Origin of the sequence: Methylobacterium oryzihabitans (assembly GCF_004004555.2) — a bacterium.
Taxonomy (GTDB): Bacteria; Pseudomonadota; Alphaproteobacteria; order Rhizobiales; family Beijerinckiaceae; genus Methylobacterium; species Methylobacterium oryzihabitans.
This window is the reverse complement of the sequence record NZ_SACP01000042.1, coordinates 1-16922: the sequence shown is the minus strand read 5'-3', so window position 1 is coordinate 16922 and position 16922 is coordinate 1. Positions and strand designations below refer to the sequence as shown.

Sequence of the window (16922 nt, the reverse complement as noted above, 5' to 3'; positions counted from 1 at the left end):
GGGAATTAGTTCCGTAATTCGGTTTGAGGGTACGATGCCTCGGAAGATTGTCAATCGTGCATCGGCGGGCAGCCTGCCCGAATCGGCGGCACCGACCGCGGACAGCGCCGAGGAGGCCGCGGGTGCCGGCCCGCTCGACCGCTACATGGCGGTGCTCGAACTCGTCGCGGCGTTCCCGGACGCGATCACGATGAGCGACGTCTGCACGCTCCTCGACCTGCCGAAGACCACCGCCCACCGGCTGCTCGCCGGGCTGCTGCGGGCCGGTCTCGTCCAGGGCGGCGGGCGCCACCGCACCTACAGCCTCGGCACCCGGCTGGTGCGGCTGCTGCACGCCTCGGCGGAGGACGGCTGGATCGTCGCGCTCGCGCGCCCGGCGCTGGAGGCGCTGACGGCGGAGCGGGGCGAGACCTGCTACCTCACCCGCCTGATGGGGCCCGCGGTGCGGGTGGTGTTCAGCGTCTCGCCCGAGGTGCAGTGGCGCAGCTACGTCCAGCCCGGGCTGGAGATGCCGCCGCACGCCGCCGCGACCGCCAAGGCGATCCTCGCCTTCCAGGAGCCGGCGCTGATCGGGAAGGCGCTGGAGCGCGACCTGCCGGCCCTGACGAGCCAGACCCGGACCGCCCGCGACGCGGTGCTGCGCGACTACGACGAGGTCCGGGCCAAGGGCTACGGCACCTGCATCTCGGAGATCGACGAGGGGCTCGGCGCGCTCGGCGTCCCGGTCCGGCTCGACGACGGCCCGGTCCTCTACAGCGTCGGGCTGACCGGGCCGGTCCAGCGGGTGTTCAACGACGACCTGCCGGCGCGCCTCGCCGGCCTGGAGCGGGCGGCGGCGACGCTCGGCCGGGCGCTGTCGCACGGCTCGCGGATCGCGCGGCGGGGCTGACGCTTCGCCGCGGGCGGCTATGTCCCGTCGGCGGGACATGCGAAGGCTGCGCCCGGAGAGGTGACCGGGACCATGAGCATCAGCATCGCATCGCCGTCGCGCACCGACGGACCCGGCCCGCCGCTGCGGCGGCGCCTCACCGGCTCGGTGGTCGCCGGCCTGCTCATCGTCGTGGCGCTGGCGAGCGGCGTCTGGAACTACGTCGCGGCCTCGCGCAACCGGGCCGAGACGATCCGGCAGAACGCCGTCGTCGCCGCGAGCGAGCGGCTGCTCCTCACGATGATCGACCTCGAGACCGGCATGCGCGGCTACGCGCTGACCGGCGTCCCGGAGTTCCTGCAACCGTACCGGGAGGCGGTCGGCCGGGTCGGGGACGAGTTGCGGGCGCTCGACGCCGTCGATCCGGGCAGCGCCGACCGCGAGCGCCGCGAGGCGCTGCTGCGGGCCGAGCAGGATTATGCCGGGCGGGTCGTCGCCGCCCGCGACGCCGGGGGCCTGCCCGCCGCGACCGCCCTCGTTCTCACCGGCGAGGGCAAGCGCACGATGGACGCGGTCCGGGCGCTGATCCGCGATACCCAGGAGCGGGCGCAGGGCGACCTCGCCGCCCTGGAGCGCAGCGAGCGGGACCGCTCGCTCGCCCTGTCGCTGCTCACCCTCGCGGCGGCCGGCGCGGCCCTGTTCCTGCTCGCCCGCCTCGCCGTGCTGCGCCGGCGCGAGAGCCGGCGCATGGCCGCGCTCCTCGACGGCGTGCTGGAGAACGCGCCCGTCGGCCTCGGCTTCCTCGACCGCGACCTCGCCCTGCGCCACATGAACCGCGCGATGCAGAGCATGAGCGAGCGCGGCCTCGGGGTCGCGCTCGGCACGCCGGTCTGGGCGATGCGGCCCGCTTTGCGCGAGACCCTGGAGCCGGTGCTGGCGGCGGCGCGCGACCAGGGCCTCGTCACGCCCAACGTCGAGGTCGGGGTGCCGACCGAGAGCGCGCCCGGCGGGGTGCGCCACCTGCAGATGAGCTTCTTCCCGCTGCTGCGGCAGGCCGGCGCCCGCGCCGACGGGGTCGGGGTGGTGATGGCCGACACGACGCTGCGGCGGCTGTCGGAGCTGCGCCTCGCCACGAGCGAGGAGCGGTTCCGCTCGCTCACCGAGGCGACCGCCGCGATCGTCTGGACGACGACGCCCGAGGGCGAGTTCACCCAGGTCACCTCGGAATGGACCCGCTTCACCGGGCAGACGCCGGAGCAGGCCGCCGGGCGCGGCTTCCTCGACGCGGTGCATCCCGACGACCGGGCCGCGACGGCCGAGGCCTGGGCGCGGGCGGTCGAGGGCCGGACGCTGTACGAGATCGAGCACCGCCTGCGCCGCCACGACGGGACGTGGCGCCACATGGAGGTGCGCGCCGTGCCGATCCTGGAGCCGGACGGACGGGTGCGCGAATGGGTCGGGGCGCATGCCGACATCACGGCGCGCAAGGAGGCCGAGCTGGCGCTCGAGACCGCCAAGCAGGCGGCCGAGGAGGCCAACCGCGCCAAGAGCCAGTTCCTCGCCAACATGAGCCACGAGCTGCGCACGCCGCTCTCGGCCGTGATCGGCTATTCCGAGATGCTGCAGGAGGAGATCGAGGATCTCGGCGAGGAGGGCCTGCTCGCCGACATGCGCAAGATCGAGGCGAATGCCCGCCACCTGCTCGGGCTCATCAACGACGTGCTCGACCTGTCGAAGATCGAGGCCGAGCGGATGGAGATCTACGCCGAGGAGATCGCGGTCGCCGACACCGTGCGGGAGGTCGCCGCCACCGTCGAGGCGCTGGTCGAGAAGAAGGGCAACGCCCTGACGGTCGAGGCCGGCGCCGATCTCGGCCGGGCCCACACCGACGTCACCAAGCTGCGCCAGTGCCTCATCAACCTCCTGAGCAACGCCGCGAAGTTCACCGAGGGCGGGCGCATCACCCTGTCGGCGCAGCGGGCGCCCCGCGACGGCACCGACTGGCTCACCTTCCGGGTCGCCGATACCGGCATCGGCATGAGCGCCGAACAGCAGGCGCGGCTCTTCCAGCGCTTCACCCAGGCCGACGCCTCGACCACGCGCCGGTTCGGCGGCACCGGGCTCGGGCTCGCCATCACCCGCGCCTTCGCGCACATGCTCGGCGGCGAGATCGCGGTCGAGAGCCGCGAGGGCCACGGGACCACCTTCACCCTGACCCTGCCGGCGCGCTACGAGGAGCGCCCGGCCGCACCCGCCGAGGAGGCCGGCTTGGAGGGCGCCTTGCCCGAGCCCGTCTCCGGCGGGCCGGGGCCGCAGGGCGCGCAGATCCTCGTCGTCGACGACGACCCGGCCACCCGCGACCTGCTCGCCCGCTTCCTGCGCCGCGACGGCTTCCAGGTCGTGACCGCCGAGGACGGCCGGGACGGCCTCGACCGGGCCCGCCGGCTGCGCCCGCGGGCGATCCTGCTCGACGTGACCATGCCGCGCATGGACGGCTGGTCGGTGCTGCGGGCCCTGCGGGCCGACCCCGACCTCGGCGCGACGCCGGTGGTGATGGTGACGGTGCTGGACGAGCAGAACCTCGCCTTCTCCCTCGGCGCCACCGACTACCTGCACAAGCCCGTCGAGTGGGGGCAACTGCGCGAGGTGATGGAGCGGTTCAAGCCGACGCTCATCGAGGGGCCGGTCCTCGTCGTCGACGACGACGCCGACGCCCGCGAGCGCATGACGACGCTGCTGACCCGCGAGGGCTGGCGGGTGGCCTCGGCCGAGCACGGCCGGGCCGGGCTGGAGGCGGTCGCCGCCCGCCGTCCGGGCCTGATCCTGCTCGACCTGATGATGCCGGAACTGGACGGGTTCGGCTTCCTGCGCGGCCTGCGCGCCCGGCCGGAATGGCGCGACATCCCGGTGGTGGTGCTGACCGCCAAGGACATCACCGCCGACGACCGCCGCCGGCTCGCCGGGCAGGCCGACCGCATCCTGCAGAAGGGCCAGCTCAGCTTCGCCGACCTCGCCGCCACCCTGCGCGGCCTCGTCGAGCCGGCTCGAGGGGGAGAGGGCGCGGAGGGCTGAACGCGCGAGGCCCGCCGCGGCGACGAGCCGGGCGGGCGATGACGGGGCGGCGGGCGGTCAGTAGCAGCGCGGGATGTGGCGCACCCGCACCGAGCCGTCCGGCATGTAGTACTTGCGCACGATCACGTCGCAATCGTCGTCCGGCAGCGGCTCGTAGGAGCGCTGCGTCGCGAGCGCCACGCCGGTGAGGCCCGCGGCGAGGCCGACGCCGGCCGCCACGCCGTAGCCGCCGTAACCCCATTTCGGTCCGCCGTATCCGGGCTTGTAGCCGTAGACGGGGCCGCCGCCGGGCTTGAAGCCGCCCTGCTTGGAGAGCGGGGCCGGGCGGCCGGTGCCGTGGACGTTCGAGCCGCCGTTCTTGCCGAACTGCACGACCCCGGGCTGACCGCCCGGATAGCTGCCGATCTTGATCGGGCCGCCGGCGAAGGCCGGCGAGGAGAGGCCGAACGCCGCGACGGACGCAGCGGCAACGAGCTTGGTGGTGAGAGTCAGACGAGCCATGACGGCGTGTCCTTCGATACTCGGCGGCGCCCAGCGCGTCTCCGATGAGCCTTGATCCCATGACTGCCTCATCAGGGTCAGTGCGGCGGCGCACGAGAGATCGTTTCGGCGAAGACAACGGCATATTTGCCGGACTGGAGTCACGGGACGCCGGTTGCATGGCCGCGCCGGATCTCGACCGGCCGGATCCTCGCCGAAGGGCTCCGGGTCCGGCTGAAGGCGTGGCGTGCCCTAGCCGCCGGCCATGGCAGGACTGTCGTCGTCTTGGCCGATCGCCGCCGCCTCGCCGCTCGTCCGGCCGGGAAGGGCCGTGATCCCCTGGCTTCGCGGCGCACCCCGTTCGTCGGCGGCCGGACGGAACAGCCGTCGCGCGGGCGGCGTTGCCCGGGCTCGCCGCGCCCCGCGGCCGGGACCCCGTGCGATGATCGACCTCAACACCGCCACCGCGGAGGACCTCGACGGCGTGCCGGCGCTGAAGGGGCACGGCTTCGAGATCGTCCGCTACCGCGAGGAGCGCGGGCGGTTCACCAGCCTGCGCCAGCTCGACGAGGTGCCGGGTCTCGCCGGCAAGACCGACGGCGTCGGCGAGGCCGTGGAGGTCCGGCCGCCCGAAGGGTGAGACCGTGCGGCGCAGCATCCCGGCGCCCGCCGGCGCGTTGCCGCGGCATCCCGGCGTCCGCACGGCGCCCGATCCCGGAGTTCCCCCATCCCGATGTCCGACAGCCCGATCCTCCAGCCGGTCACCCTCGGCGACCTCACCCTGAAGAACCGCGTGGTGATGGCGCCGCTGACCCGCAGCCGCTCCTCCGCCGACGGCGTGCCGCCGGACTTCGCCGGGGACTATTACGGCCAGCGCGCCAGCGCCGGGCTCATCGTGTCGGAGGCGACCAACATCTCGCCTCAGGCGGTCGGCTACGCCTTCACGCCCGGCATCTGGTCGGAGGCCCAGGTCGAGGCGTGGTCGCGGATCACCCGCACGGTCCACGCCAACGACGGGCTGATCTTCCTCCAGCTCTGGCATACCGGCCGCATCTCGCACCCGGACGTGCAGCCGGGCGGCCAGCTCCCGGTGGCGCCCTCCGCCCTCGCGCCAAAGGGCACCGCCTTCACGGCCGAGGGCATGAAGCCGCACGTCACTCCCCGGGCGCTCGAGACCGACGAGATCCCCGCCATCGTCGAGGATTACCGCCGGGCCGCCCGCAACGCGAAGCAGGCCGGGTTCGACGGGGTCGAGATCCACTCGGCCAACAACTACCTGCTCGAACAGTTCGTGCGCGATTCGACCAACCGGCGCACCGACCGCTACGGCGGCTTAATCGAGAACCGCCTGCGCTTTCCCCTCGAAGTGGTGCGGGCGGTGACCGGGGAATGGGGCGGCGGCCACCGCGTCGGCATCCGGCTGTCGCCGGCGACGACCCAGCCCGGCGAGACTCCGCTCGATTCGGATCCGCGCGCGACCTACGGCGCCTACGTCGACGCGCTCTCGCCGTTCGGGCTGCTCTACATCCACACCATCGAGGGCGTGACCCAGCAGACCCGCGACGTGCCGGACAGCGTGGACTTCGACGACCTGCGCCGGCGCTTCAAGGGCGCCTACATCGGCAACAACCAGCTCACCCTGGAACTGGCCGAGAAGGAGCTCGCCGAGGGCCGCGCCGACCTGTTCAGCTTCGGCCGCCCCTACCTCGCCAATCCCGACCTCGTGCATCGCCTCGCCACCGGCGCGCCGCTCGCCGAGGCCCCGAAGGCGACCTGGTACGGCGGCGGCGCCAACGGCTATTCCGACTGGCCGGGGATGAACGGGCCGGTGCCGGTCCGGCGCTGAGCCCGGGAACGAGGAGCACGCGATGCGCCAGCACCCCTTCGGATCGGCCGACCGGCCGGTCCCCGCCATCGGCCAGGGCACCTGGCGCATCGACGAGTCCGGGCCGGCGGAGGTCGTCGCGGCGCTGCGGCGCGGCATCGACCTCGGCCTCACCCACATCGACACCGCCGAGATGTACGGCGAGGCCGAGCCCCTCGTCGGCGAGGCGATCCGCGGCCGGCGCGACCGGGTCTTCCTGGTCTCGAAGGTGCTGCCTCAGAACGCCTCGGCCCGGGGCACGATCGCCGCCTGCGAGCGCTCGCTGACGCGCCTCGGCACCGACCATCTCGACGGCTACCTGCTGCACTGGCGCGGAGGCGTCCCCCTGGCCGACACCTTCTCCGCCTTCGAGCGGCTGCAGGAGGCCGGCAAGATCCGCTGCTGGGGCGTGAGCAATTTCGACGTCGAGGATCTCGACGAGGCGCTCGCCCTCGTCGGGGCGGGCCGGATCGCCTGCAATCAGGTGCTCTACCATCTCGGCGAGCGGGCGATCGAGCACGCGGTGCTGCCGTGGTGCGCGCGCCACGGCGTCGCTCTCGTCGGCTACTCGCCGTTCGGCCACGGCCGCTTCCCGGCGCCGTCGAGCCCCGGCGGGCGGGTTCTCGCCGAGATCGCGCAGGTGCACGGCGCGACGCCCCGGCAGGTGGCGCTCGCCTTCCTGACCCGCGAGCCGGCCCTGCTGGCGATCCCGAAGGCCTCGCGCGTCGCGCACGCCGAGGACAATGCCGGCGCCCTTACCCTGCGGCTCGCGCCCGACGAGGTGGCGCGGATCGACCGGGCGTTCCCGCGCGGGCCGCGCCCGCGCTCGCTGCCGATGCTGTAGGGCCGACCGATCATTCCGGCCGGTTCAACCGGGAGAGGACGAGATTGGTGAAGATGGTGGCGTGCGGCGTCTCCGGCTCGGGCTCCCGCACCAGCACCATCGGGGCGGTCGGGGCCGGCGGGGCGATCGGCCGGTAGCGCACGCCCTCGGTCGCCAGCCGGGCCATCGATTGCGGGACGATCGCGAGGGCGATGCCGGTCTCGACGAGGTTGACCACCGACGACAGCTGCGGCGCGTTCTGGGCGATGCGCGGCGTGAAGCCGGCCCCGGCGCAGGCCGACATGATGCTGTCGTAGAGCACCCGGCCGTTCTGGCGCGGGTAGACGATGAACGCCTCGTCGGCGAGCGCCGGCAGGGCGATCGCCTCGCGGGCGGCGAGGGGATGGCCGGCCGGCAGCGCCACCACCATCGCCTCGTCGAACAGGTGGTGCGCCCACAGGTGGTCGGTCTCGCCGGGGCCCGGCCGCAGGAACGCGACGTCGACCCGCCGGTCCTGGAACGCGACGAGCAGGCGCGCGGTCACCTCCTCGACCAGTTCCACCTGCACCTCCGGATGGAGGGCGCGGTAGTCGCGGATCGCCCCGGTGACGAAGGGGTGGAACGAGGCCGAGCCGGTGAAGCCGATGCGGATCTGCCCGACGTCGCCGCCGCCGATGCGCCGCGCCCGGGTCGTGGCGCGCTCGACCGAGGCGAGGATCGCCCGCGCCTCCTCGGCGAAGGCCCGCCCCGGCTCGGTGAGGGCGACGCCGCGGGAGAAGCGCTGGAGCAGGGGCGTCCCGACCTCCTGCTCCAGGTTCTTGATCTGCTGGCTCAGCGCCGGCTGGGCGATGTTGAGCCGCTCGGCCGCCCGCGTGATGCTGAGGTCGTCGACCACGGCGACGAAGTAACGGAGATGGCGAAGCTCCATCGCGCCGGGTTCCTCCTGACCGGGGCAGGGGCGATACGAAATCCGGAAGATCGCTTCGGGATCTCGTCTCCTCAGCCCGCGCGGGGTGTGAGCGAAGCCGATTTCCGCATCGCGAAAGCGATCCGGCAGGATCGCCGAGCGATCCCGCAGGGATCGCCAAGCGATCGACCGGACATCGCACGATAGCCCGGAACCCGACGCGGTGCCTACGGCGGTGCCGCGGGCCTGCGCCGTGGGCGCGACGCTCATGGCCGCGAGGACGGCAGCCGATGCCCCGGTCCGGTCATCACGATCAGATCGACCGGACCGCCCGGGACCGCGTCGTCGAACAGGCCGGCGGTCAGGATGCCGGAGCGCCACGCATCGGTGTCGAGATTCGTGCGGTGGCGGTGCAGGTCGGGCCGGCCGCTGCGCTGGCGGGCATGGCCGTGGACGACGTGCTTGCCGAAATCGTACCCGGCCGAGTGGAACGGCTCGCGGATCCACAACCGGTCGTGCCGGTTCTCCGGCTCCACCGGCACGCCCGGCCGCAGCCCGGCATGGACGTAGTAGCGGTGCCGGTCCTCGTGCAGGGTCGGCAGCCCGGCAAGCCACCCCAGGTCGTCGGCGGGGATGTCCGGCGCGTGCCACGCGCCGTAGCTCGCCAGGGTCGCCCGCCCTCCCCTCTCGACCCAGAAGGCATGCCGGGCGGGATCGCGCGCCGCCTGGACCAGCATGTCGTCGTGGTTGCCCGCGAGGCAGATCACCCGGGCCCGCGCCTGAGCCCGGCGCAGCAGGCGCACCACCCCGGCGCTGTCGGGCCCCTTGTCGACGTAGTCGCCGAGGCACACGACGGTGTCCACGCCCCGTGCCGCCGCGGCGTCGAGCATGGCCGACAGCAGATCGGGGCGGCCGTGCGGGTCGCCGATGGCGCAGGTCAGGGGCATGGCTGCCTCGCTCGCGGCCCGGTGCCGGGCCCGCCACCGGCCTCGCCGGCCCGGGCCCGGTCGAGCGAGGCCGACGCGATCAGCGCCGGGCGTCGGCGCCGCCGTGGAGGGCCCGCTCGACCGCCGCGAGCGCGCGGTTGTAGGCCTTGGCCTCGTTCTCGTAGGCCCGGTCGGAGCGCTCCAGGAGCTTGCCGTGCTTGCGGATCGCCCAGCCGTAATGGCCTTTCGGGGCGCTCAGGGGTGAGACTTCGATCGTGAAGGGATAGAGAGTGTCGTCGGTCATCCGCGCGTTCTCGCACATCGCGCCCGCGATGACCAACTCCGCGGGCGCCGGCTTCGGCGACATCGCCCCCTCCCCCGCGTCAAGCGAAGGTCTGCTCCGTGGCACCATGGGTTGAAATCGACACCAGCGCGATTCCCGGCGAGCGCGAGCCGATGCGGCTCATGCGCCAGGGCGACGAATACACGATCTGCGTCGGCACCATCGAGCTGATGAGCAGCCGCGCCTCGCGGTCGGAGGCGGTGCTGGCGACCCATGTCTGCGAGCGCCTGCGCGACACGCCCCGGGCCAGGATCCTGATCGGCGGGCTCGGGATGGGCTTCACCCTGCGCGCCGCCCTCGCGGCCCTCGGGCCCCAGGCGCGCGTGGTGGTGGCGGAGCTGGTCCCGGCGGTCGTCGCCTGGGCGCGCGGCCCGCTCGCGCATCTCACCGCCGGCTGCCTCGACGACCCGCGCGTCGAACTGCGAGAGGACGACGTCAACCGGGTCATCCAGCGCGAGGCGGCGTGCTACGACGCCATCCTGCTCGACGTCGACAACGGCCCGGAGGGGATGGTCCGCCGCGTCAACGACCGTCTCTACGACGCCTGGGGGCTGAAGCGGGCCCGCTACGCCCTCCGGCCCGGCGGCGTGCTGGGCGTGTGGTCGGGCGGGCCGGACCGGAAGTTCAAGGCGCGCCTGCGCCGGACCGGCTTCCTGGTCGAGGAGCTGCGCGTCCACGCCGACGGCACGAGCGGGCGCCGGCACGTCCTGTGGTTCGCGACGATGCCGCCCGAGGGGATCGCCGCGACCGCGGTCAGGCCGAGCGGGTCAGCCGCGTGATCGCGAGCGGGGGACGGCCGGATTTCTCCGCGATCTCCCGGTCCTGCTCCTCGATCACCGCGCGGGCGGACTCGTCGCCGTCGAGCCCGAGGAGGGCGGCACGGGGGACCCGGCGGTTCGACCGCCGCGACCCATCCTCGTAATAGACGTCGAACAGCACGAAGCCGCTGTCCTGCGGCTTCGGCTTCTGCTTGGATCTCAGCATTCTCAGGTCTCTTCCGGGGTGTCGCCGGCCGGCTCGGGTTGAGGCTCGGGCGGCGGGGAGGCAGGCTTGTTCCTGATCGAACGGTGCTTGGGGGGCTGCGCCGCCGGCTCTGGCAGCGGCGCGAGGCGGGCCATCCGCTTGTTGAAGTCGTCGCTGGAGACCCCACGGGCGGAGCCCGTGATGACGCTCTTGGCCATGACTGGCCTCTCGAACTCGCCCGATCATACGCCCGCGTCGGGGTGACGGGTCGATCGGCAGCCGGCCGGCCTCGCGCCGGCGCAGCATCACTGCCGAGGTCTCACAGATAGGTGGCGTCGCGGCGATCTTCCAGGTACGGCCCCTGCTCTGGGGCGACCGCATTCCAGGCGTCGCCCGGTCGTCCGGGACGCGAACGACAACCGGGAGGGACGGACGATGTGGAACGCCGAGGTGATGGACGTGGACGCGCAGGACGAGAACCGCATCTGGGTCCGCGCGCCGCGGGCGTTCCCGCACGGCCTCGACGAACTCGTCGGCGCTCCCGTGACGGTCGCCGGCATCGCCCGCTCGATCGCGGATGTCGAGGAGCCGGAGCCCGGGCGCACCCTCGCGGCGGGCGACCGCCTCGGCCTGATCCTGGATCCCCTCGACGACTGAGAAACGGGTCCGATCGCGGGACGACGCCATGCCGAACGATCCGCGCTCGCACGGCCTGTGGGCGCGCACCGCCCCTCCCTCCCCGCCCACGCGGGCGCTCGCCGGCGAGACGACCGCCGACGTGGCGGTGATCGGCGCCGGCTATACCGGCCTGTCGGCGGCCCTGCACCTCGCCGAGGCCGGCGCGCGGGTGGTGGTACTGGAGGGCGACGGGATCGGCTTCGGCGGCTCGGGCCGCAATGTCGGCCTCGTCAATGCCGGGCTGTGGGTGATGCCCGACGACCTGCCGGGCATCCTCGGCGCGCCCCACGGCGAACGGCTCCTCGCCCTGCTCGGCGACGCGCCGGGCGTGGTGTTCGATCTCGTCGCGCGCCACGCCATCGCGTGCGAGCCCGAGCGGGCCGGCACGCTGCACCTCGCCGTCGGCGAATCCGGCCGGCGCGAACTCGCCGAGCGCCACGCCCAGTGGCGCCGCCGCGGCGCACCGGTGGACCTGCTCGACGCCGCCGAGACCGCCGGGAAGGTCGGCTCGACCGCCTATGCCGGGGCGCTCCTCGACCGCCGGGCCGGCACGATCCAGCCGCTCGCCTATGCCCGCGGGCTGGCGGGGGCCGCGATCGCGGCCGGCGCGGCGATCCACACCGGCAGCCCGGTGGGGGCGGTGACCCGCGCGGGCACGGGCTGGCGCGTCGCGACCCCGGCCGGCGCGGTCGCCGCCGACTGGGTCGTGGTCGCGACCAACGCCTACACCCGGGCGCCCTGGCCGGAGATCCGCGAGGAGATCGTCCACCTCCCCTACTTCAACATCGCCACCGCGCCGCTGTCGTCGAACCTCGCCCGCACGATCCTGCCCGAGCGCCAGGGCTGCTGGGACACCCGGACCGTGCTGTCGTCGTTCCGCTTCGACCGCGCCGGACGCCTGATCGTCGGCAGCGTCGGCGCCCTGCGCGGCACCGGTTCCGCGATCCACGCCGCCTGGGCCCGCCGCACCCTGCGCCGGATCTTCCCGCAGCTCGGCGAGGTCCGGATCGAGGCCGGCTGGTACGGCATGATCGGCATGACCGCCGACGCCCTGCCGCGCTTCCACCGGCTCGCGGAGCGGGTGGTCTCGTTCAGCGGCTACAACGGCCGCGGCATCGCGCCGGGCACGGTGTTCGGCCGTGCCCTCGCCGACCTGATCCTCGGCCGCGTCGGCGAGGACGACCTGCCGCTGCCCGCGACCGCCCCGGTCCCGCGGCGGTTCCGGGCGCTGCGCGAGCACTCCTACCTCCTCGGCAGCCAGATCGCCCACCTGTCGCCGAAGCCGTGAGCCGGGACCGGGGTGCCGGCCCCCTCCCCGGCTCAGACGAGATCCGAAGGATCGCGTCCCGGACCGAATGTCCGGAAATCGTTTCATACGGTTTCTGAATGATCGCTTCGCGATGCAGAAACCGGCTTCGCTCAGGCGCCGCGCGGGCTTCTGAAACGGTTTTTGAACGAATCGTCCAAAAACCGTTTCAGGCCTTCGGCTCGGGAATCGAGATCGACGCGCCCTGGTGCTCGGTCTTGCCGTCGGAGAACGAGTCCCACTTGACCCAGCGCCCGTTCAGGTTCGTGACCTCGCTCTTGCGCACGTCGATCGACAACAGGCCGATCTTGCTCGGAAAATAGTTCTCCGCGTCGGCGACGATCGTGTCGGCGCGATCCTCGTAGACCCGGGCGAAGGTCTCGTTGCCGGCCCGGCGCTCGGCCTGCGCCCGGCGGACGAGTTCGTTCGCCTCGGCCTTCCGCTCGGTCCTGAGCGCGTAGGTCACCGCGAGCGCGTCCTCCGGTCCCATCAGGTCCATGAACTGCTTGATCCCACGGTCGAGATCGGGATTCGCCGGGTCGGCGATCGCCTTCCGCATCGCCGGCGTGTGGACGGCGGCGAATTTCGCCACCGGGCTCTCCTTGACGTTCGATTGCCGGACCTTCTCGCACTTGTCGTAGAAGCCCGACCCGTCGAAGACGATCTTCGACTTGTCGGTGTAGGACCACGTCTTGGAGACGTCGACGCCGAGCAGGTCGGTGTTCTGTACGGTGTCGTGCATGTTGAACTTGCCGGCGTCGTCGGCCGTTCCCTTGGCGTTGTCCCACCCGGCCCCCTTGCCGAACGCGGCGTCGGCGCCGGCCTGGCCGCCGCTCTCCTGGGCGAGCCAGCTCGCACCCATGTTCTGCGGGTTGTAGATCCGGGCGTAGAGCCCGGCATTCGCCCCGGCCGTGAAGGCGTACTCGACCTCGCTCTTGACCGTCCGCTGGTTCAGGCTGTCGGTGGAGACGCTCTTCCACCCCTTGCTGCCCGTGATGCCCGCCCCCAGCGAGGCGCCGGCGCCGAGCGTGTCCGGGCGGTCGTGGTGCGCCGCCCAGGGAGAGGAACCGCCCAGGGTGACGCCCGCGCCGGCCTTGAGGCCGACCGCCACCTTCCTGCGCCCCTCCGTCGTGGCGCCGAGGTCGGTCGCGTCCTTCCAGTCCCGGTGGGAGATCGCGTCCCCGTCCACCATCTTGCCGACGAGGTCGAGCAGCGCGTTCAGGCCGTCCGCATCGTTCCGGAAGCTGATCGACACGCCCTTCAGCGTGCTGCCGCTGCCCTCGACCCCGAGCGACCCCTCGCCGCCGCCCTCGCCGAACCCGAAGCCGACCCGCTTGCCGGCGACGACGTCGAGGCTGCCCTTGCCCTCGTACCCGGCCCGGAGGTGGAGCTTGTAGCCGTCCGAGCCGCGCTCGACCTCGAACTGGCCGAGACGGGCGGCCGCGATCTTCGCCTTGAGCCCGGCGATCCCTGCCGGGTCGATCGGGATCTTGCCGGAATCGAGGCCGATGCGCTGCCCGGCCTTCAGGTCGAGCTTGTCGCCCTCCTGGAACGACCCGAGCAGCGCGAACAGGTGCCCGCGGGTGTCCGGGGTCATCGTCGCCCGGTTGGTCAGGGCGTCGATCGCTCCCCGGCGGACATCCCTCATCGCGCCGGCGACCCCGCCGCCCTCCTGGAAGAACCGCGGCTCCCGCGCCTTCAGCTCCGCCCGCATCGGCGGCGAGAGCCGGACCTCCCTGCCCCATTGCTGGAGATCGGCCGGCGTCATCCGGGCGTAGAGCACGGAATCGATCTCCGGCGCGAACCGGTCCGGGGTGACGCCCCAATCCGCCAGCCGCGCCTCGATCCTGGCCCGGGCCGGCGCCGCCGCCGGGTCGAAGCCCTCCGCGACCGCGTCGCCCGTCACCGTGAGGTCCGCCTTCGCGCCGAGCCACTCGTTCAGCACCGCCGCCCGGATCATGTCGGTGACGGCGCCGAGCTGCGGGTTGGCCGCGCGGCGCGCCGCCACGATGGCGTCGAGCGCGGCGCCGTGATCGCTGATCCGGTCGCCGAGCTGGGCCTGGAGCGTCGGCCCGTCCTCGCGGATGAAGACGATCGCGTCGGCGACCGCTTCGAGCCTCCGGCGCCTCGCCGCCTCGTCCGATCCCGGCGCCCCGGGCCCGGCGCGCAGGCCGGTGCGGATCGCCGCGGCGTCGCGCAGGGCGTGGCGCGCGCCGGGGTTCACGCCGACGCCGAGATCCCCCCTCTCCGCCTCGTCGGAGAGGACCTTGCGGGCGTTCTCGATCTCGGCCGCGACCGCCTGATAGCCGCCGTAGCTGTGCGCGATCCGGCCCTCGATCTCGCGGTATTCGGTCGCCCCCTCCCGGAGCCGGTCCCAGGAGCCCGGATCGGCCGCTTCCATGCCGGATCGCAGCGTCGCGACCTGATCGCGGAAATGCCCGGCGACCGAGGCGCTGTCGATGCCGGCATGCCGCTCGCGCGCCTGCGGCACGGTCGCCCGGTTGGTGACGTCGGCGTTCTCGACGACGACGTCGAGGAGGTGGCGGCCCATCGCCCGGGCGCTCTCGGACTGGAAGCCCTCGATCAGGCCCTGGGCGCCCCGGCTGCGGAACGCCGTCTCGGCAACGCCGCGGATGCTGGCATTGAAGGCGCGGACGTCGTCGATGCTGCCGATCCCCTGCCGGTTGAACGCCTCGACGGTCGCCTGCAGCTCGCCGAACTCGTCCGCGGTGATGCCGATCGCGTCGAGGTCCCGGTTGCTGATCCCGACATGCGCGAGCGGGTTGGCGGGATCGGGCCGCCAGTTCGCCAGATGCTTGTCGCCGTGGGCGCCGAAGCCGAGCGTCTCGGCCGTCATCGTTTCCAGTTCGAGCCGGGCGAGGCGCGCGGTCATCAGCGCGACGTCGCGTCCGGCGGCGCTGCCGCCGAACGCGCGCAGGGCGGTCTGGAACGCCTTGTCCTTCATGACCGACGAGGATTCGTGGAAGACCCGGACCGACTTCTGGCTCCAGGTGGCGGGGTTCCACCACTTGCGGCGGTCGACCGTCAGCGCGTCGGCGAAGCGCCGGTTGAGCGCCGTGACCTCGTGCCGGAGCGTCGCGGCCTTGGCGCCGCTCTCGCGCGCCGCCTGCACCGCCCGGGTCTGCGCCGGAACCTGGGCCAGCATCTCGCGGGCCTCCGCCAGGGTCGAGCGCTCCCCTTTCCCGACGAAGGCGAGAAGCTGCACCCGCTCGTTCTCCGTGAGCGCGCCGTCCGCCTTGGCCAGCAGCGGCATGAGCGGCCCGCCCGCCGCCAGCTTCGCCTCGCTCAGCGCCGCGCGGACCTGCCGGATCCGCTCGTCGCGCACCGGCGCCAGCATCTCGCGGGCCTCCGCCAGCGTCGACCACTTGCCCTTGCCGACGAACTCGAGGAGCTGCCGGCGCTCCCCGACCGTCAGCGTCCCGTCCTCCTTGTCCAGGAGCGGCAGCAGCGGCAGGCCCGCCGCCCACGTCGCCTCGCTCACCGTCGACCGGCTCTGCCGGATCCGCTCGTCGCGCACCTCCTCCAGCATCCCCCGGGCGTCCGCCAGGGTCGACCACTTGCCCTTGCCGGCGAAGTCGAGGAGCTGCCGGCGCTCGCCGACCGTCAGCGTCTCGTCCGTCCTGTGCAGGAGCGGCAGCAGCGCCTCGCCCGCCGCCAGCGTTTCGGGGCTCAGCGTCGACCGGCTCTGCCGGACCTGCTGATCGTGCAGGAACACGACGGCCTTCTGCCCGCCCGCCTCCTGCTTCAGCGGCAGCCACGCCCGGTCGAAGCCGGCGTCGTGGCCCTGCAGGTTGGGCAGCGGCTCGCCGCTGCGGATCCATCCGGCCAGCGCGTTCAGGCTGTCGGCCGCGCGCCCGAGCGCCGGCAGCTCGCCGGAATGGCCGTCGTCCCGGAGGCCCGGCAGCATGCCGGTCATCGCCCGCAGCGCGCCGCCCACCGGCAGGGTCGGCGCCGTGTCGAGGATCGCCTCGACATGGGCGACCGCCTCGGCATGCGCCGCCCGGATGCCGAACACGGCGGCCAGAGTCCGCACCTCCCGCGCCGCCGCGTCGCCGAGCTTGCGGTTCGAGGCCCCTTCGAGCCGGCTCGCCACCCTGTCGAGCCGCTCGGAGAACGAGGCCGGCGTCGCCTCGCTGCCGTCGTCCCAGAGCACCGGCGTCGCGCCGGCGTTGAACGCATCGACCATGCGGCCGATCTCGCGGATCTGGCGCTCGTCGACGCGACTCTCCATCGAGGTCGCGCCGGGACCGTGCAGGGCCCACATCGCGGTGATCGCCCCGCCCTTGGGGGCGGGGCCGGAGGCCAGCTTGCCGAGCCCGCCGAACTCGTTGCCGATCTGGACCGAGATCAGCTCACGCCGCAGGGCCGTCAGTTCCGCGATCTCGGTCCGCAGCGCCGTCGCGGCGGCGTCGGGCGGGTTGGCGGCCCCGGCGGCGGCCAGGGCGGTCCGTTTGGCGGGAAGCAGCGCGCCGAGATCGGCGAGCGCCTTGTCGGCCTCTCCCTTGATCGCCGTCTGCTCGCCGATGCGGCCGAACTCGCCCGCCAGCCAGGTCCTGGCCTCGGCCCGGGTATGGGCGCCGGCTCGCCCCTGCCCGGCGGCCGGCCGCGGCGCCTCCTGCGCCGCCACGCGCTCGCGCAACGCCGCGACCGTGGTGCGCAGGCCCGCCAGCG

Annotated in this window: 15 protein-coding genes; 8 read left to right on the top strand and 7 right to left on the bottom strand. The window is 73.5% G+C overall.

The window, feature by feature from the left end; translation table 11 throughout:
- Positions 1 to 34 precede the first annotated feature (34 nt).
- Together EOE48_RS26190 and EOE48_RS26185 are read left to right on the top strand one after the other, a co-directional pair.
- A complete protein-coding gene (locus EOE48_RS26190) occupies positions 35 to 889 on the top strand; it encodes an IclR family transcriptional regulator (protein WP_127733826.1) in 855 nt (284 codons plus the stop codon).
- A gap of 72 nt (positions 890 to 961) precedes the next feature.
- Complete coding sequence (locus EOE48_RS26185; protein WP_127733825.1) at positions 962 to 3940, top strand: response regulator; 2979 nt, start codon at positions 962 to 964, stop codon at positions 3938 to 3940.
- A 57-nt stretch (positions 3941 to 3997) separates the two neighbouring features.
- Here the strand turns inward: EOE48_RS26185 and EOE48_RS26180 are convergent, their stop codons facing one another.
- Positions 3998 to 4441 (bottom strand): hypothetical protein, encoded by a 444-nt coding sequence (locus tag EOE48_RS26180; RefSeq protein WP_127733824.1) that lies wholly within the window; start codon positions 4439 to 4441, stop codon positions 3998 to 4000.
- Between the two features lie 421 nt (positions 4442 to 4862).
- Between EOE48_RS26180 and EOE48_RS26175 the strand changes: the two genes are divergently transcribed.
- The 3 genes from EOE48_RS26175 (at position 4863) to EOE48_RS26165 (ending at position 7128) form a co-directional block, all read left to right on the top strand.
- Complete coding sequence (locus EOE48_RS26175; protein ID WP_127733823.1) at positions 4863 to 5060, top strand: helix-hairpin-helix domain-containing protein; 198 nt, start codon at positions 4863 to 4865, stop codon at positions 5058 to 5060.
- A 93-nt stretch (positions 5061 to 5153) separates the two neighbouring features.
- The gene (locus EOE48_RS26170; RefSeq protein WP_127733822.1) at positions 5154 to 6266 is read left to right on the top strand and encodes an alkene reductase; all 1113 of its coding nucleotides are present in this window, start codon (positions 5154 to 5156) and stop codon (positions 6264 to 6266) included.
- 22 nt (positions 6267 to 6288) lie between these two features.
- Positions 6289 to 7128 carry an aldo/keto reductase gene (locus EOE48_RS26165; RefSeq protein ID WP_127733821.1) on the top strand — a complete coding sequence of 280 codons (840 nt, stop codon included), beginning with the start codon at positions 6289 to 6291 and terminating at the stop codon, positions 7126 to 7128.
- Positions 7129 to 7138: 10 nt separating this feature from the next.
- On the opposite strand, the gene EOE48_RS26160 is transcribed toward EOE48_RS26165, so the two are convergent.
- The 3 genes from EOE48_RS26160 to EOE48_RS26150 all read right to left on the bottom strand — a co-directional run bounded on the left by EOE48_RS26160 (position 7139) and on the right by EOE48_RS26150 (position 9244).
- Positions 7139 to 8035, bottom strand: coding sequence for a LysR family transcriptional regulator (locus EOE48_RS26160; RefSeq protein WP_187371556.1), 897 nt, complete (start codon positions 8033 to 8035; stop codon positions 7139 to 7141).
- A 245-nt stretch (positions 8036 to 8280) separates the two neighbouring features.
- Positions 8281 to 8961: a metallophosphoesterase gene (locus tag EOE48_RS26155; protein ID WP_127733819.1), complete on the bottom strand. Its 681-nt coding sequence runs from the start codon at positions 8959 to 8961 to the stop codon at positions 8281 to 8283.
- 79 nt (positions 8962 to 9040) lie between these two features.
- On the bottom strand, positions 9041 to 9244 hold the full coding sequence (locus EOE48_RS26150; RefSeq protein ID WP_127733818.1) for a hypothetical protein: 204 nt from the start codon (positions 9242 to 9244) through the stop codon (positions 9041 to 9043).
- Between the two features lie 98 nt (positions 9245 to 9342).
- On the opposite strand from EOE48_RS26150, the gene EOE48_RS26145 reads away from it, so the two are divergent.
- Complete coding sequence (locus EOE48_RS26145; RefSeq protein WP_246154905.1) at positions 9343 to 10062, top strand: spermidine synthase; 720 nt, start codon at positions 9343 to 9345, stop codon at positions 10060 to 10062.
- On the opposite strand, the gene EOE48_RS26140 is transcribed toward EOE48_RS26145, so the two are convergent.
- Positions 10037 to 10267, bottom strand: a complete 231-nt coding sequence (locus tag EOE48_RS26140; protein ID WP_127733817.1) for a hypothetical protein — start codon at positions 10265 to 10267, stop codon at positions 10037 to 10039. The genes EOE48_RS26145 and EOE48_RS26140 overlap by 26 nt on opposite strands.
- 2 nt (positions 10268 to 10269) lie before the next feature.
- Entirely contained in the window at positions 10270 to 10464 is a 195-nt protein-coding gene (locus tag EOE48_RS26135; RefSeq protein WP_127733816.1) for a hypothetical protein, read from the bottom strand.
- 217 nt (positions 10465 to 10681) lie between these two features.
- On the opposite strand from EOE48_RS26135, the gene EOE48_RS26130 reads away from it, so the two are divergent.
- Both EOE48_RS26130 and EOE48_RS26125 read left to right on the top strand, forming a co-directional pair.
- A complete protein-coding gene (locus EOE48_RS26130) occupies positions 10682 to 10903 on the top strand; it encodes a hypothetical protein (protein ID WP_127733815.1) in 222 nt (73 codons plus the stop codon).
- A gap of 28 nt (positions 10904 to 10931) precedes the next feature.
- Complete coding sequence (locus tag EOE48_RS26125; RefSeq protein ID WP_127733814.1) at positions 10932 to 12212, top strand: NAD(P)/FAD-dependent oxidoreductase; 1281 nt, start codon at positions 10932 to 10934, stop codon at positions 12210 to 12212.
- Between the two features lie 187 nt (positions 12213 to 12399).
- On the opposite strand, the gene EOE48_RS29395 is transcribed toward EOE48_RS26125, so the two are convergent.
- Positions 12400 to 16922: hypothetical protein (locus tag EOE48_RS29395; RefSeq protein WP_187371555.1), on the bottom strand; the 4523-nt coding region annotated here is incomplete at its 5' end.

What these genes read in the sequence shown, in the direction of transcription:
- EOE48_RS26150 (WP_127733818.1), bottom strand. Translation starts at nt 9,244, where the DNA reads ATGACCGACGACACTCTCTATCCCTTCACGATCGAAGTCTCACCCCTG.
- EOE48_RS26125 (WP_127733814.1), top strand. Translation starts at nt 10,932, where the DNA reads ATGCCGAACGATCCGCGCTCGCACGGCCTGTGGGCGCGCACCGCCCCT.
- EOE48_RS26190 (WP_127733826.1), top strand. Translation starts at nt 35, where the DNA reads ATGCCTCGGAAGATTGTCAATCGTGCATCGGCGGGCAGCCTGCCCGAA.
- EOE48_RS26130 (WP_127733815.1), top strand. Translation starts at nt 10,682, where the DNA reads ATGTGGAACGCCGAGGTGATGGACGTGGACGCGCAGGACGAGAACCGC.
- EOE48_RS26185 (WP_127733825.1), top strand. Translation starts at nt 962, where the DNA reads ATGAGCATCAGCATCGCATCGCCGTCGCGCACCGACGGACCCGGCCCG.
- EOE48_RS26135 (WP_127733816.1), bottom strand. Translation starts at nt 10,464, where the DNA reads ATGGCCAAGAGCGTCATCACGGGCTCCGCCCGTGGGGTCTCCAGCGAC.
- EOE48_RS26175 (WP_127733823.1), top strand. Translation starts at nt 4,863, where the DNA reads ATGATCGACCTCAACACCGCCACCGCGGAGGACCTCGACGGCGTGCCG.
- EOE48_RS26165 (WP_127733821.1), top strand. Translation starts at nt 6,289, where the DNA reads ATGCGCCAGCACCCCTTCGGATCGGCCGACCGGCCGGTCCCCGCCATC.
- EOE48_RS26170 (WP_127733822.1), top strand. Translation starts at nt 5,154, where the DNA reads ATGTCCGACAGCCCGATCCTCCAGCCGGTCACCCTCGGCGACCTCACC.
- EOE48_RS26180 (WP_127733824.1), bottom strand. Translation starts at nt 4,441, where the DNA reads ATGGCTCGTCTGACTCTCACCACCAAGCTCGTTGCCGCTGCGTCCGTC.
- EOE48_RS26160 (WP_187371556.1), bottom strand. Translation starts at nt 8,035, where the DNA reads ATGGAGCTTCGCCATCTCCGTTACTTCGTCGCCGTGGTCGACGACCTC.
- EOE48_RS26140 (WP_127733817.1), bottom strand. Translation starts at nt 10,267, where the DNA reads ATGCTGAGATCCAAGCAGAAGCCGAAGCCGCAGGACAGCGGCTTCGTG.
- EOE48_RS26155 (WP_127733819.1), bottom strand. Translation starts at nt 8,961, where the DNA reads ATGCCCCTGACCTGCGCCATCGGCGACCCGCACGGCCGCCCCGATCTG.